Origin of the sequence: Mesorhizobium sp. C277A (assembly GCF_040324395.1) — a bacterium.
Classification (GTDB): Bacteria; Pseudomonadota; Alphaproteobacteria; order Rhizobiales; family Rhizobiaceae; genus Mesorhizobium.
Genome location: NZ_JAMYVW010000002.1, coordinates 2,888,013 through 2,902,074 on the forward strand (window position 1 = coordinate 2,888,013; position 14,062 = coordinate 2,902,074).

General features: G+C 62.4%; 15 protein-coding genes. 4 read left to right on the forward strand and 11 right to left on the reverse strand.

Annotated elements, in window-relative coordinates:
- Positions 1–23: 23 nt before the first annotated feature.
- Entirely contained in the window at positions 24–803 is a 780-nt protein-coding gene (locus NKK52_RS14425; protein ID WP_031197933.1) for a toll/interleukin-1 receptor domain-containing protein, read from the reverse strand.
- A 58-nt stretch (positions 804–861) separates the two neighbouring features.
- A complete protein-coding gene (locus tag NKK52_RS14430; protein ID WP_023682190.1) occupies positions 862–1,734 on the reverse strand; it encodes a helix-turn-helix transcriptional regulator in 873 nt (290 codons plus the stop codon).
- A gap of 104 nt (positions 1,735–1,838) precedes the next feature.
- On the opposite strand from NKK52_RS14430, the gene NKK52_RS14435 reads away from it, so the two are divergent.
- Entirely contained in the window at positions 1,839–2,678 is an 840-nt protein-coding gene (locus NKK52_RS14435; protein WP_023682191.1) for an SDR family oxidoreductase, read from the forward strand.
- The gene (locus NKK52_RS14440; protein WP_023682192.1) at positions 2,675–3,397 is read left to right on the forward strand and encodes an SDR family oxidoreductase; all 723 of its coding nucleotides are present in this window, start codon (positions 2,675–2,677) and stop codon (positions 3,395–3,397) included. The genes NKK52_RS14435 and NKK52_RS14440 overlap by 4 nt, the downstream gene beginning before the upstream one ends.
- A gap of 2 nt (positions 3,398–3,399) precedes the next feature.
- Here the strand turns inward: NKK52_RS14440 and NKK52_RS14445 are convergent, their stop codons facing one another.
- The 7 genes from NKK52_RS14445 to NKK52_RS14475 form a co-directional block, all read right to left on the reverse strand.
- Entirely contained in the window at positions 3,400–3,777 is a 378-nt protein-coding gene (locus NKK52_RS14445; protein WP_023682193.1) for a DoxX family protein, read from the reverse strand.
- Between the two features lie 76 nt (positions 3,778–3,853).
- Positions 3,854–4,312, reverse strand: a complete 459-nt coding sequence (locus tag NKK52_RS14450) for a carboxymuconolactone decarboxylase family protein (protein WP_023668206.1) — start codon at positions 4,310–4,312, stop codon at positions 3,854–3,856.
- A 32-nt stretch (positions 4,313–4,344) separates the two neighbouring features.
- A complete protein-coding gene (locus tag NKK52_RS14455) occupies positions 4,345–4,863 on the reverse strand; it encodes an RrF2 family transcriptional regulator (protein ID WP_023682194.1) in 519 nt (172 codons plus the stop codon).
- Positions 4,864–4,972: 109 nt separating this feature from the next.
- Entirely contained in the window at positions 4,973–6,286 is a 1,314-nt protein-coding gene (preA, locus tag NKK52_RS14460) for an NAD-dependent dihydropyrimidine dehydrogenase subunit PreA (protein WP_023712066.1), read from the reverse strand.
- A gap of 12 nt (positions 6,287–6,298) precedes the next feature.
- Positions 6,299–7,141, reverse strand: a complete 843-nt coding sequence (locus NKK52_RS14465; protein ID WP_023682195.1) for a class I SAM-dependent methyltransferase — start codon at positions 7,139–7,141, stop codon at positions 6,299–6,301.
- A gap of 5 nt (positions 7,142–7,146) precedes the next feature.
- Complete coding sequence (locus NKK52_RS14470) at positions 7,147–8,502, reverse strand: NAD(P)-dependent oxidoreductase (protein ID WP_023682196.1); 1,356 nt, start codon at positions 8,500–8,502, stop codon at positions 7,147–7,149.
- 130 nt (positions 8,503–8,632) lie between these two features.
- Positions 8,633–9,352, reverse strand: coding sequence for a gamma-glutamylcyclotransferase (locus NKK52_RS14475; RefSeq protein ID WP_023682197.1), 720 nt, complete (start codon positions 9,350–9,352; stop codon positions 8,633–8,635).
- A gap of 194 nt (positions 9,353–9,546) precedes the next feature.
- Here NKK52_RS14475 and NKK52_RS14480 point away from each other — a divergent pair, with 194 nt between their 5' ends.
- Positions 9,547–10,323 carry a VOC family protein gene (locus NKK52_RS14480; RefSeq protein ID WP_023682198.1) on the forward strand — a complete coding sequence of 259 codons (777 nt, stop codon included), beginning with the start codon at positions 9,547–9,549 and terminating at the stop codon, positions 10,321–10,323.
- A gap of 74 nt (positions 10,324–10,397) precedes the next feature.
- Here the strand turns inward: NKK52_RS14480 and NKK52_RS14485 are convergent, their stop codons facing one another.
- Positions 10,398–10,886 (reverse strand): hypothetical protein, encoded by a 489-nt coding sequence (locus NKK52_RS14485; protein WP_023682199.1) that lies wholly within the window; start codon positions 10,884–10,886, stop codon positions 10,398–10,400.
- Positions 10,887–11,095: 209 nt separating this feature from the next.
- Between NKK52_RS14485 and NKK52_RS14490 the strand changes: the two genes are divergently transcribed.
- On the forward strand, positions 11,096–11,488 hold the full coding sequence (locus NKK52_RS14490; RefSeq protein WP_023682200.1) for a DoxX family protein: 393 nt from the start codon (positions 11,096–11,098) through the stop codon (positions 11,486–11,488).
- 113 nt (positions 11,489–11,601) lie between these two features.
- Here the strand turns inward: NKK52_RS14490 and NKK52_RS14495 are convergent, their stop codons facing one another.
- On the reverse strand, positions 11,602–14,043 hold the full coding sequence (locus NKK52_RS14495; RefSeq protein ID WP_023682201.1) for a GcvT family protein: 2,442 nt from the start codon (positions 14,041–14,043) through the stop codon (positions 11,602–11,604).
- Positions 14,044–14,062 lie beyond the last annotated feature (19 nt).

A 14,062-nucleotide genomic window follows, 5' to 3' on the forward strand; every position in this document is an offset into this window, starting at 1 on the left:
CGCGGTGCTCAGTTGCGTGATGCTCAGTTCCTTGGAGGTATTGCTTTCCATTCGTCATAAGATGCCTGATGAAGAACTCCCCTAAACGCTACGAGCTTGCCCTGTTGCGGTGTGATCTTTAGCTTCGTCGGCATTTTAGGTGTGATGGCTCCGCCGAGTGGAGCAATAGCAAAGCCATTCACCACTATGCCGTTGTCCAGGGTGATGCCTTTGTTGAACCCACCCCGATGCGGCACTCCACCGTTCATCTCGATTTTGATTTCACCCTCTTCGTTGTCTATCAAAACAAGAAATGAGGGATTCGGCTCCATGAGGTGAGAAGCCGAAATTACGATGTCCACGGCAACAGACGGATTACCTGAAAAGCTATAGGTGAGATTGGAGAATCCCATATGCTGCGGGGTGAACGTATTATTTCCTTGGATGACATTCACGATCTGAACAATCGCTGCTTCAATCCCATTGGCGAACATATCGATGTAGACGTTCTGAAGAAGTACAGGCGGCATCGTGGAGCCATCCACACGAACGGGAATGATTTTGCACTCGCCCTTCGTGGCTTTATATAATGCGTTCTGCCATTCGAGCTTGACCATGTTGCTCTGAAGACTTTTTCCAGAAACAAAGAAAAAAACAAACTTTGGCGAAGTCAGGCCTTCGTTCATTTTATCAATGATGCCATCGCCTGGCTGTATTGACCAGCTGTCGTAAAAAACCTTGTCCTGCCCAAAAATTTCGCGGAGCCGAAGTGCAACCGGTTCAATAACGGGCTTGTCCGCGTGATTATGACTTAAAAAGATCATCTATGTGCCTCCCCGGAAATTGTCTCGGAGAGGTGGGAACTTGCATTCACAACGTCAACTAGGCACTGCGCCGTTCGACAGGCAGCGCGTCCACCAATGCCTGCAGCTTGGCGACCGAATTCTGCTCGGCCAGCGGCGTGTAGACGATCAGCTTCATGTCCGAGCCGTCATCGATCGACAGGCTCATATGCTCGAACGCCATCGCGCCGGCGATCGGATGGCGCAGATACTTCTTGCCGGAGAGACGATGCACCACATCTCGCTGCGGCCACCACTCCCGGAACTCCGGGCTCGACCGCATCATAAGCGCGATCAGCCGCTCGAAATCCGGGTCGCCGGTGTATTTCGCGCTCTCGGCGGGAAACGCCGCAAGGGTGGCGCGCGCCAGCTGTTCCCAGTCGACCAGCAAATGGCGCCGGTGCGGATCGGTGAACACGCCATGGAGGATGTTACGGGCGTCGCCCTCCAACAAGCCGTAATCGCCGAAAATGGCAACCGCCCCGGCGTTCCAGGCCAGCACATCCCAGCGCGGCCCGACAATATAGGCCGGTTGCAGGACGAGACTCTGCAGCATGTGCAGCAGGGGACCTTCGACCTTGACCGGGGTAATGCGCCGCCGCTCGGGCTGCTGGCGGCCGGCCAGCGTGAACAAATGCCGCTTCTCGGCGGCATCGAGGCGCAAGGCCTCGCAAAGCGCCGTCAGTACCTCCACCGAAGGCCGCACATCCCTGCCCTGTTCCAGCCAGGTGTACCAGGTCGTGCCGACGCCGGCGATCATCGCCACCTCTTCGCGGCGCAGACCGGGCGTACGCCGCCTCGCGCCGGCCGCAATGCCGGTGGCTGACGGCGAAAGCCGTTCGCGGCGCGAACGCAGGAAGGCGCCAAGCTCGCGCCGGCGGCTGTCTTCGGGCGATGGTGCGGAAGCATCCATGAGGGCGCAGTATAGCAGTATCGATACCAGGATAAAGTTTGAACTGTTTGGCGAGCGCAAAGCGCACCATCTTGGCATCCAGAGCGAATATGGAGGCTCCCGACATGGACCTGAAAGACAAGACAATCCTCATCACCGGCTCGACCGACGGCGTCGGCCGCGCCGTCGCGCAAAGGCTGGGCGACGGCGGCGCGCGCGTGCTGGTGCATGGCCGTGACGCGGCTCGCGGCAAGGCAACCGTCGCAGAAATCGAATCCGCCGGCGGCAAAGCCGAGTTCCTCGCCGCGGACCTCGCCTCGCTAGCCGAGGTCCGCCGCCTCGCCGAGGCCGTACGCGCAAAAACCGACCGGCTCGACATCCTCATCAACAATGCCGGCATCGGCACGGCCGGCGCCAAGCGACAGCTCAGCGCCGACGGCTTCGAACTGCGCTTTGCGGTCAACTATCTCGCCGGTTTCCTGCTGACCTCGGAACTGCTGCCGCTGCTCAAGGCGAGTTCGCCGGCGCGCATCATCAACGTCGCCTCGGCCGGCCAGCAGGCGATCGATTTCGGCGATGTCATGCTGACACGTTCCTATGACGGCGTGCGCGCCTATTGCCAGAGCAAGCTGGCGCAGATCCTGTTCACCATCGACCTGGCCGGAGAGTTGAAAGGCAGCGGCGTCACCGTCAACGCTCTGCATCCGGCGAGCTACATGAACACCACCATGGTCCGCCAGGCCGGCGTGACGCCATGGAGCTCGGTCGAAACCGGCGCCGACGCCATTCTCAACCTCGCGACATCGCCCGCGCTGGAGGGCCGCAGCGGCCTCTATTTCGACGGCCAAAGGGAGGCCCGCGCCGACGCACAAGCCTATGACGCCAAGGCCAGACAGCAATTGCGAACCCTGAGCCTCGACTTCGTCGGCCAGGCTTCCCCAAAATCGAAGGAACAACATTCATGACCGGCAAGATCGAACACACCGTCATCATCGGCGGCTCATCCGGCATCGGCCTGGCGACGGCGCGCAAACTGCTTGGCCCGGGCATGAAGGTGACGATCACCGGACGCAACCGGGACAAGCTGAACAGCGCCTGGAAGAGCCTCGGCGGTGCCGCCGACAAGGCGGCCTTCGATGCTTCGAAGCCGGACGAGGTCCGTCAGTTCTTCGAGCGCCTCGGACCCTTCGATCACCTTGTGCTGGCTGCTAGCGGCGGCAAGGGACTTGGGCCGTTCGCAAGCCTCGATCTTGCCGACATCGCCGGTGGTGTCGACGAGAAGGTCCGGCCGCAATTGTCCTGCCTGCAGGCAGCGTTGCCGACGCTCAACAAATCGGGATCGGTGACCTTCATCTCGGCTGTATCGGCGCAGCTGACCGCGCCCGGCGTTGCCGGCATCGCCGCCGTCAACGGCATGCTGTTGACCGTGGTGCCGATCCTGGCGGTGGAGCTGAAACCGCTGCGCGTCAACGTCGTTGCGCCCGGCGTCATCGACACGCCGTGGTGGGACTTTTTGCCTGACGAGCAGCGGCAGGCGGTCTTTGCCGACTATGCAGGTAAGACCCCTGTCGGCAGGATCGGCCACGCCGAAGACGTCGCCGGTGCAATCGCCTTCCTCGTCTCCAACGGTTTTATGACCGGCCAGGTGCTGACCTGCGATGGCGGTTTGCGCTTCGCGGCGTGACCTTACAGCGACTGTGCGATCAGCGTGAGAAAGCCTCCGGCGAGGGCGACGTTGCCGACGAAGCCGTTGATGCGCGAGGCCCGGTCCGGGCCCTGATGGTCCCAGAAATTGTGGAACATCGGCGTCGCGACAATGAGAAACAGCACCAGCACAGCACTGGCGATCGCGGTCCACAGGCCGGCCATCACCAGCGCGCCGGCAACGGTCTGCAGGACGATGCCGGCCCACAACGCCAATCTCGCCTGCGGCACGCCGCGCGCGGCCATCAGCCCGGTCAGGAACGCCTCGTTTTGAACATTGCGCAGTCCCGCGACAACGAAGGCGCCGCCAAGCAACAGGCGGCCGAGAAACAACAGGGTCGAAGGCAAATCGACAGGCATGAAATCTTCCCCGTACTTAAGCATGAAACAGGTGGAGCGCCGCCCTTTCCACGGCGCTCCATGACTAACCGCACGGTCAGGCTGCTTTGGCCGCCGGCATCGGGTGAATGGCGTGGAACGGGATGCAGAGCCGGTTCCAGGTGTTGATCATGCCGATCGCGACCGACAGCTTGACCAGTTCCTCTTCCGAGAAGTGCTCTAGCGTGCGGGCATAGAGTTCGTCCGAAACGCCATTGTTGGCGATCAGGGTCGTTGCCTCGGTCCAAGCAAGCGCCGCGCGTTCGCGCTCGGAAAACAGCGGCGATTCCTTCCAGGCCGAAACCAGATAGAGCCGTGTCTCGGTTTCGCCATCGCGCCTCGCCTCGCGGCTATGCATCTCGACGCAGTAGGAGCAGCCATTGATCTGCGAGGCGCGGAGCTTGATCAAATGCAGCAGGCTCACTTCAAGCCCGCATTCGTCGACCGCCTTGTTGAGCGCCGACACGGCTTTCATGATCTCAGGCGCCTTGGCGAAGAATTGCAGTCTCTGTTTCATCGTCTTTCCTTTCACATCTGTTTGGCGGGGGATTAAATCTGTTTGGCTGCAGCGGGTTTCTGCGGCCGCTGATGGCGCGCCACAAAGGCACAGCTGGCGGCAAACGATCGCGGATCGCCTTCGGCCTTGTAGTCAGCCACGATGTCGGACAACCGGGTTTCCGCGAGAGCGGCACGATAGGCACGCTCGGCTTTCAGCATCGCGGCATTGATGCCGCACGGCTTCACATAGGCCGAAGCATCGATCTTGACCGGGCCGCGCTGGCGGATCTCGCCGCAGCGGAAGGCCGGCTCGCGACCCTCGACCGCAAGCACGATATCGAGCAGCGTGATGCGCTCGGCCGGACGCGCCAGCCGGTAGCCGCCCGCCGGTCCCGGCACCGATTCCAGGATGCGCGCAGCAGTCAGCTGGTTCAGATGTTTCAGCAGATAGCTCGGCGACAGGCCGAAGGACTCTGCCAAAGCAGCACCCGGTATCGTGCTGTTGCCCTCCACGCTGGCCAGTGTGGCCGCGCAATGGATGGCCGCTTCTACACCCTCGCCCAGCTTCACGATGTTGCGCTCCTATTCATGGATATCTTTTATCCTAGATAAAATTTATCTGCAATAGGAAAATGAAAAACGGCGCTCGAAAGCGCCGCTTTTTTCTTCGACCCGTCCCCTACTCCGCAGCCACCTTGGCCATCGGGTTGTTCGGGTGCGTCGTCCAGTTGGCATAGACCGGCGACACCGGCTTGCCGGTGCGCTGGTCCATCACGCCGGCGGCCAGCGGCTCCATGGTGATGCAGTTCTCGACCGGGCAGACATTGACGCACAGATTGCAGCCGACGCATTCGGCCTCGATCACCTCGAAATGCCTGACGCCGTCGACCATGTTGGTGATTGCCTGGTGCGAGGTGTCCTCGCAGGCGATGTGGCAGCGGCCGCATTTGATGCAGGCGTCCTGGTCGATATGCGCCTTGGCGATGTAATTGAGGTTGAGATACTGCCAGTCGGTGACGTTGGGCGTGGCGCGGCCGACGATGTCGTCGAGCGAGGCATGGCCCTTCTCGTCCATCCAGTTTTCAAGACCGGCGATCATCTCCTGCACGATCTTGAAGCCGTAGGTCATCGCCGCCGTGCACACCTGCACATTGCCGGCGCCGAGCGCCATGAACTCGGCAGCATCCCGCCAGGTGGTGATGCCGCCAATGCCGGAGATCGGCAGGCCGTGCGTTTCGGGATCGCGGGCGATCTCGGCCACCATGTTCATGGCGATCGGCTTCACCGCCGGGCCACAATAGCCGCCATGCGAGCCCTTGCCGTCGATGGTCGGCTGCGGCGCGAAACTGTCGAGATCGACGCCGGTGATCGAGTTGATGGTGTTGATCAGCGACACCGCGTCGGTGCCGCCGGCGTGGGCGGCGCGCGCCGGCTTGCGCACATCGGTGATGTTGGGCGTCAGCTTGGTGATGACAGGCATGCGGGTGTTGGCTTTGCACCAGCGCACCACCATTTCGATATACTCCGGCACCTGGCCGACAGCCGCGCCCATGCCACGTTCCGACATGCCGTGCGGGCAGCCGAAATTGAGCTCGATGCCGTCGGCTTCGGTCTCCTCGACCACCGGCAGGATCGCCTTCCAGCTTTCCTCGACGCATGGCACCATCAGCGAGACGACGATGGCGCGGTCGGGCCAGTCCTTCTTGACCTGCTTGATCTCGCGCAGATTGACCTGCAAATCGCGGTCGGTGATCAGCTCGATATTGTTGAGGCCGAGCAGGCGGCGGTCGGCGCCCCAGATCGCGCCATAACGCGGGCCGTTGACATTGACCACCGGCGGGCCTTCCTCGCCCAGCGTTTTCCACACGACACCGCCCCAGCCCGCCTTGAAGGCGCGGATGACATTGTAGGCCTTGTCGGTCGGCGGCGCCGAAGCCAGCCAGAACGGATTGGGCGATTTGATGCCGACGAAATTGTTGCGGATGTCTGCCATGACAGGTCCCTTTCAACCGAGACGAACGAGCATTTCCACGGGTGCGAGAATGCCGCCTTTAAGCGCGGGGGTGAGATTGGCGATCTTGGTGCCGGCGTTCTCGCCCATGATAAGATTAACGCCAGGCGGCGGCTTTTTTCCTTCCGCCTGCGCCGCAGCCATGCGCGCCCGTATCGTGTCGAAAAATTCGATGGCAAAGGCGCCACGAGGGCGCTCGGCGGTTACAGAGAACCCCGCGGCGGCGGCAGCCGAACGATAGTCGTCGGGCGTGGCAACGAAGGACATGCTCTCGTCGGATGCCCATGGCAGCGGATAGGTCAGCGCACCTGCCTTGAGCCGCATCACATCGTAGACGGCAAAGACGCCGCCCGGCTTGAGCACACGCGCCGCCTCGCTCATCAGCTTTTTCTTGTCGGGAAGATTCATGCCGACATGCAGGATCATGGCCGTATCAAAGCTTTTGTTGCTGAACGGCATGTCCAGCGCGCTGCCCTGCACGAACCGGACTTTGTCGGCCATTCCCACCCGCTTCGACAGGCTGGTCGCGATGTCGACATAGCTTTGCGTCAGATCAATGCCGGTGACATCGGCGCCGGCATTGTTGGCGGCGAAGCGGGCTGGACCACCCACGCCGGAACCAATGTCGAGCAGCCTGGCCCCCGGCTTCAAACCCATCTGGCCGATGAGTTCCCTGGTGGCGGCGATACCGCCAATGTGGAACTCGTCGACCGCTTCGAGATCGCCAGCGCGTAGATGGGCAATTTCCACGCCGGTATCGGCGAGCACGGCAAGAATGTGCTGCTCAAGATCCGAGACGTCGTAGTGACGCGCGATGCCTGATTCCACTGAGGCCATGATCTCTATCCCTGTGCCAGACTCCGGTTGATGCTCTCCGCCGCATCGCGGCCTTGCGCGACGGCCGATACCGTCAAATCGTCGCCGCGAAAAATGCAGTCGCCGCCGGCCCAGACATTGGCGAGCGAGGTGCGCCCTTCTGCGTCGACCTTGATGCGGCCGGCTTCGAGTTCGATCGCAGCACCGCTGCCGTTGAGTGCCGCCGGCACAAAGCTCTGGCCGATCGCCTTGAACACCTGGTCGGCGGCCAGCGTAAGCCGCTCGCCGGTGCCGGCAAGCCTGTCGCCGTTCATCGCGGTGTATTCGAGTTCGATGCCCGACACTTTGCCGGCCTCAGTGATGACCCGCTTCGGCTGCAGCCAGTGGCGGATGGTGACGCCGTTGGCGGCAGCCAGATCCTGCTCGAACTCGGAAGCGTTCATGTGTTCCTGGCCGCGCCGGTAGCAGATCGTCACCTCCTCGGCGCCGAGCAGCTTCGATTGCACGGCGGCGTCGATCGCCGTCATGCCGCCGCCGATGACGACGACGCGCCGGCCGATTGGCAGGCTCGAGAGATCGCTGGCCTGGCGCAGTTCGGCGATGAATTCGACTGCATTGACAACGCCATCGGCGTCCTCGCCATCCGTGCGCAACGCATTCACGCCGCCAAGCCCCATGCCGAGGAAGACGGCATCGTAATTCAGGATCAGATCCGACAGCTGGTAGTCGCGGCCGAGCGCCTTGCCGTTATGGATATCGATGCCGCCGATCCCCGTGACATAGTCGACCTCGGCCTGGGCGAAATTGTCGATGCTCTTGTAGGCGGCGATGCCATATTCATTGAGGCCGCCGGCCTTCGGGCGGGCTTCCAGAATGGTAACGTCATGGCCGTGGCGAGCGAGCCGGTGCGCGGCGGCGAGGCCGGCCGGCCCGGCGCCGACCACGGCGACCGACTTGCCGGTTGTTTCAGCGCGCGGATAAAACTGCTTGTGCTCGGCCATGGCGACATCGGTGGCGTAGCGCTGCAGGCGGCCGATCTGCACCGGCTTGCCTTCCGCCACCTCGCGCACGCAGACCTCTTCGCACAGCGTCTCGGTCGGGCAGACGCGGGCGCACATGCCACCCAATATGTTCTGGTCGAAAATCGTCTTGGCCGAACCGATCGGGTTGCCGGTCGAGATCTGGCGGATGAACAGCGGAATGTCGATCGAGGTCGGGCACGCATTCATGCACGGCGCATCGTAGCAGAAATAGCAGCGGTCGGATTCGACCAGCGCCTCGTGGTGATCGAGCGGCGGATGCAGGTCGGAAAAATTCTCGGCGTACTGGTCGGCGGCAAGCCGGCCGCCGGCAATGCCGTCCTTGAACTGGCCTTCTGGCATCGTCAGTTCCCCACGTTTTCGTTTTGGGGAAGGCTAGCACGTTTTATTTTTTTATCAATTGGTCAATTTTCGCCGCAAGCCATTGAAAAGACTAGCTCATAATATGATTTGACTACTCATGTTATGGCTTTCAGCCTATGGCACGGGCGAAAGGCCGGAGCTCGTAGCGGCCATGGATCGACCGGATCTCGTCGGCAACCAGTTGCTGCAGCCGCCACAGATTGCGGTCGCGGATGCCGAATTCCTCGAGGTGGCTGACGGTGTTGTAGAGATATTCCGCGCCTGAGCCGACATGGCCGCAGGCTCTGGCAAGCACCCCCGCCACCGTGTCCAGCGGCTGCCCGAGCGAGGTTCCCCTGCCCGTCACCCCGACCCAGAAGCCGAGCGCCCGTATCCGGCCCTGCTGGGTGCGCACGGGAACCCACCGGACCGAGCTGACACTCTCATGATCGTCGATCTCGCGCCGCAGCAGTCTTTCGATCTGCTGCGGCTTGTCGCCGTCGGGCAGGCGGTAGATGACGCCGTCGCATCGGCCACCGCGTTCGAGCGCCATCATCAGCCCCGGCTGCGCGACGCTGCCGCGCCAGCGCACCATGTCGAGGCAGAAGGAGCGGTGCCAGCCGAAAGCAGTGGCGCGCTGGCGTTCGACGGATTCGAAAGCCGGCTTCCAGATCAGCGAGCCATAGGCGAACACCCACAAAGGCCCCTCGTCTGCTTCTTCAGACAGCCGCAAGGCCAAGGTCCGGTAATCCTCATCGTTCAGCTGCGTCCAACTGCAGTCGGGTCCGGGATCGACCTCTTCGCGATGACACAGTGACACAAGCTCAGGCGTGAGCGACATAAGGCGCATGAAACGACTACCCCTCGTTTGCCCAAGGAAAGTCGAAAACCGCCGCATGTGCAAGCCGCCGGTGGGCCGAAGTGCGGAACGACGTGTCAACGCAGCCGTTGAACTTTCTCCGCTTCGCTGTCGGATTTGCGTCGCTGAAAACGTCCTTTGATGGATCGGACGACGATCTATGCATGAAGGTGAGGAGACCGAAAATGCCGAAATCCCCAATGCCCTTCTTCTGGTACGAGTTGATGACCAGCGACCTCGATGCGGCGCAAGCATTTTACACCACCGTGGTCGGCTGGCGGGCCGAGCCCTTCGACAAAGCGCCCAGCATGCCGCGCTATATCGTGGTGAACTCCGCCGAGCGTGGCGTGGGCGGGCTGATGACCCTGCCCGAGGAAGCAGCCAGGACGGGTCTGAAGCCGGCCTGGTTCGGCTATGTGCACACCAGCGATACCGATGCCTCGACCGAGGCACTGAAAGCCGCCGGCGGGACTGTTCACCGCGAACCCGACGACATTCCCGGCGTCGGCCGCTTCTCCGTCGTCGCCGACCCGCAAGGCGCCGCCTTCATGTTCCTGCAGCCCAATGGTCCCGACCAGCCCGTCCTTCCGGCAACGACGCCGGGCCATGTCGGCTGGCACGAGCTTTATGCGTCCGACCGCCAGAAGGCCTTCGATTTCTACTCCAGCCAGTTCGGCTGGACTGATGCCGGTAGCATGGACGTCGGCGAGATGGGCATCTATCAGACCTTCTCAGCCGGCCCTGAATCCGGCGGCGGCATCATGAACAAGCCGCAACAGCTGCCGGTGCCGGTCTGGCTGTTCTACTTCAATGTCGACGCCATCGACGCAGCCGCCAAACGCGTCACCGACAATGGCGGCAAAATTGTCATGGGTCCGATGCCGGTGCCGACCGGCCAATGGATTGCCCAGTTCACCGATCCGCAAGGCGCTTATTTCGCGCTGATCGCGCCGGGCCGCTGATCCCCTCCGGTACTCGCCTGCACGGAACTGCTCTCATCGCGCCGCCGGTGCGATGAGAGGCGCGTCCGGGGCGGTCACTCTGGCGCCAGCACAGCAACCTTGAGGTTCTCTTTCCTGGCGCCGCTGAGCTGGATCGTGGCTGCGCCAGGCGTCAGCTTGAAGCGCACGCTCTTGCGGATGCCGGGGCAGGTCTTCACGCCGGTGAAACCTGCTGATTTCACGGCTTGGCCATCCTGAATGACGTCAACCCAGGCCTCGTCGGATAGGCTGATCTGGAGCTCTCCTTCCGGTGGCACGGCCACGTTTGCCGTCGCGCCGAACGTGCCGGCTGCCGGCGCGCGTTGCGGTGAGACCGTGAAGCTGACCGCATCGACCGGCTCCAGCGCCATATCCGCGGCTTCGCCGAAAGCAAGAGAGGCACCGGACTGCGCGGCGGGCGCCGCCGGAAACAGTTCCTGCTCGCGTGTCACCGGCCATTTGAAGCCATCGCAGCCAGCTTCAGCGGCCACGGCGAAACTGGTGCTTGCGAGGATTGCGAACAGGCTGATGGCGACTTTTTTCATGGCGAAGGAACCCGTTTGGTTTGGAGTGTCTACACGCAGGTATACAACTTAAACGAGCTGTATGCAACCATAACGAGAACAAATTTCGGAGTCCAGACTGGAAGTGATTTCCAATCACCGATTGTTGATGACAGGCCACGCGAAGTGAATGGTCCAGCGCCGGGTGATAATTTATGGCCGGGCCGCAGGGTTGGAAAAATGGAGTTTAGATGAAGCTTTTTGACGGTCTCGCCAGATTTCAGCCGCAGGCACTCGGCGTCCTGCGCATCATCACAGCCCTGCAGTTCGTCGAACATGGCTCGCAGAAACTGTTCAATTTTCCGGTCAGCGCCGAGCCTCACGCTCTTACCGGCCTGACGGCGACGGCAGGCATCCTGGAGTTCGCCGGTGGCATCCTGCTGGCGCTCGGTCTGTTCACCCGCCCGGTCGCGTTCCTTCTGGCCGGCGAGATGGCCATCGCCTATTTCATGGCGCACTACCCGCGCGACTTCTTCCCGGTCAACAACAGCGGCGACGCGGCAATCTCCTTCTGCTTCATCTTCCTCTATCTGGTGTTTGCCGGCGCCGGCGCCTTCGCGCTCGACAACCGCCGCAGCACCTGACGCGCCTGATGCATGTCGCCCAAAAGTGCGCAGCGGTTTTGGGATAACGACTTGCACAAAAAACGACTTGCACAAAACAAGAATCTGAAGCGCCTCGGCGAAGCCGAAGCGCTTCAGGCGCGCATTCGCTCGAAGTTCGCGTCAAAGAGCGGCGCTGCCTGAACGCGCGCCGCGTGGCGCTTGCCCAAAAGTTCGATTTCGAAGCCGTCGCTCTTGTCTGCGATCTCCTTCGGTACATAGCCGATGGCGACGGATTTCTTCGAGTGATGCGCATAGCCGCCCGACGTCACCCAGCCGCGCACCGCGCCATCGTACCAGATCGGCTCGTCGCCGATGACATCGGCATCGTCGGCGTCGAGGATAAATGTGCGCAGCCTGAGCTTGCCGCCCTGCTTGCGCTCGGCAAGAGCGCCGGTTTTACCGATGAAATCGGCATCCTTGCCATAGGCGACGAAACGGTCGAGCCCGGCCTCCAGCGGCCCGTAGATCGGCCGGTATTCACGCGCCCATGAGCCGTAGTTTTTCTCCAGCCGCAGCGCATTGAGCGCGCGCGAGCCGAACAGGCCGAGGCCGAATTCCGCGCCTGCCGCCATCAACGCCTGGAAGGCAGCGCGCTGATATTCCGGCGCCACCCAGATCTCGTAGCCGAGATCGCCGGTGTAGCTGACGCGGCCGACCAGGCACGGCGCCGTGCCGATGTCCATTTTCGCGACCGCCATGAAGGGGAATGCGGTGTTGGCGACATCCGCGCGGCTGACCTTCGCCAGCACCTCCCTCGCCTTGGGTCCGGCGATCGCCAGACCGGTCAGTTTCTGCCCCAGCGCCTCCATGCGCACTGAGCTATCCGCAGGTAAATGCGCCTCGAACCAGCGCATATGATACTGCTCGGCGATACCGGAGCCGGCGATGAACCACTCGGTCCCGTTGGAATTGGTGGCACCGATATTGGCCAGCGTGAAATCGCCGATGAGCTTGCCGTCATCCTTCAGCATCGGCGCCAGCGTCATGCGGCCTGGCTTGGGCAACTTGCAGGCAAAGACCCGGTCGAGCCAAGCGGCCGCCCCTCCTCCCGTCACCTTGTATTTGGCGAAGTTCGAAATCTCCGCCAGGCCGACGCTCTCACGAACAGTCGCGACCTCATTGGCGACATGGGAAAAATCGCTGGACCGCCGCCACGAGAACTCGTCCTTGACACCCTCGGGCGCAAACCAGAGCGGCACTTCCAGCCCATAGGACACGCCCCATTGCGCGCCCTTGGCCGACAGCAGATCATAGATCGGCGTCGTCTTCAGCTGCCGCCCGGCGGGCAGCTCCTCATTGGGGAAGCGGATAGAGAAGCGGCGCGAATAGTTCTCGCGCACCTTGGCGTTGGTGTAGGCCATCGTCGCCCAGTCGCCGTAGCGCGCGACATCCATCGCCCAGATGTCGGCGCCGGGATCGCCCTCGATCATCCAGTTGGACAGCGCCAGGCCGACGCCGCCGCCTTGTGAAAAGCCCGCCATGACGCCGCAGGCGACCCAGAAGCCGGGAAGGCCACGCACCGGCCCGACCAGCGGATTGCCGTCCGGCGCGAAGGTGAAGGGGCCGTTGATGATCTGCCTGATGCCGGTCCTCTCGAAGGCCGGGAAATGCCTGAAGCCGACTTCGAGCGACGGCGCGATGCGGTCGATATCCGGCTCCAGCAGTTCATGGCCGAAATTCCACGGCGTCTGGAATTCGGACCAGACCTTGTTGGCCTTCTCATACGTGCCCATCAGCATGCCGCCGCGCTCCTGGCGCAGGTACAGCTCACCATCGAAATCGACGGCATGGATGATCTCGGTGCCGGTCTTGGCGTTCCAGGCGGCGACTTCCGGCATATCCTCGGTGATCAGGTACATGTGCTCCATGGCCAGCACCGGCAGTTCCAGCCCGACCATGCGGCCGACCTCGCGCGCCCATAACCCGCCGGCATTGACGACATGCTCGGCCACCACTTCGCCCTTGTTGGTGATGACGCGCCACATGCCGTCGGGACGGCGGACGATGTCTTCCACCTTGGTGAAGCGCTCTACTTCCGCGCCCAGTTTCCGCGCGGCCTTGGCATAGGCATGCGTCACGCCGGAGGGATCGAGATGGCCGTCCTCCTTGTTGCGGACGGCGCCGACGAATTGTTTCGGGTCGAGCAGCGGCATCAGCTCGGCCGCTTCGTTGGCCGATATCTCCTCGAGGTCGATGCCGAGGTAACGCCCCTTGGCGACGACGCCGCGCAGCCAGTCGAGCCGCGCCTCGGTTGCCGCCAGAAGCACGCCGCCGGTCAGATGTACGCCGGTCGCCTGTCCCGACAGCTCCTCGATCTCCTTGTAGAGCGAGATCGTGTATTTCTGCAGCTTGGCGACGTTGGGGTCGCCATTGATCGTGTGCATGCCGCCGGCCGCATGCCAGGTCGAGCCCGAGGTCAGCTCGTCGCGCTCCAGCAGCACGACATCGGTCCAGCCATGGCGGGCCAGATGGAACAGCACCGAACACCCGACGACGCCACCGCCAATGACCACGACCTTTGCATGCGATTTCATGAGTTTTGCTCTGTTATCA

Coding starts and splice junctions, on each gene's coding strand:
- NKK52_RS14425 (WP_031197933.1), bottom strand. CDS start 803: ATGATCTTTTTAAGTCATAATCACGCGGACAAGCCCGTTATTGAACCG.
- NKK52_RS14430 (WP_023682190.1), bottom strand. CDS start 1,734: ATGGATGCTTCCGCACCATCGCCCGAAGACAGCCGCCGGCGCGAGCTT.
- NKK52_RS14435 (WP_023682191.1), top strand. CDS start 1,839: ATGGACCTGAAAGACAAGACAATCCTCATCACCGGCTCGACCGACGGC.
- NKK52_RS14440 (WP_023682192.1), top strand. CDS start 2,675: ATGACCGGCAAGATCGAACACACCGTCATCATCGGCGGCTCATCCGGC.
- NKK52_RS14445 (WP_023682193.1), bottom strand. CDS start 3,777: ATGCCTGTCGATTTGCCTTCGACCCTGTTGTTTCTCGGCCGCCTGTTG.
- NKK52_RS14450 (WP_023668206.1), bottom strand. CDS start 4,312: ATGAAACAGAGACTGCAATTCTTCGCCAAGGCGCCTGAGATCATGAAA.
- preA (WP_023712066.1), bottom strand. CDS start 6,286: ATGGCAGACATCCGCAACAATTTCGTCGGCATCAAATCGCCCAATCCG.
- NKK52_RS14465 (WP_023682195.1), bottom strand. CDS start 7,141: ATGGCCTCAGTGGAATCAGGCATCGCGCGTCACTACGACGTCTCGGAT.
- NKK52_RS14470 (WP_023682196.1), bottom strand. CDS start 8,502: ATGCCAGAAGGCCAGTTCAAGGACGGCATTGCCGGCGGCCGGCTTGCC.
- NKK52_RS14475 (WP_023682197.1), bottom strand. CDS start 9,352: ATGCGCCTTATGTCGCTCACGCCTGAGCTTGTGTCACTGTGTCATCGC.
- NKK52_RS14480 (WP_023682198.1), top strand. CDS start 9,547: ATGCCGAAATCCCCAATGCCCTTCTTCTGGTACGAGTTGATGACCAGC.
- NKK52_RS14485 (WP_023682199.1), bottom strand. CDS start 10,886: ATGAAAAAAGTCGCCATCAGCCTGTTCGCAATCCTCGCAAGCACCAGT.
- NKK52_RS14490 (WP_023682200.1), top strand. CDS start 11,096: ATGAAGCTTTTTGACGGTCTCGCCAGATTTCAGCCGCAGGCACTCGGC.
- NKK52_RS14495 (WP_023682201.1), bottom strand. CDS start 14,043: ATGAAATCGCATGCAAAGGTCGTGGTCATTGGCGGTGGCGTCGTCGGG.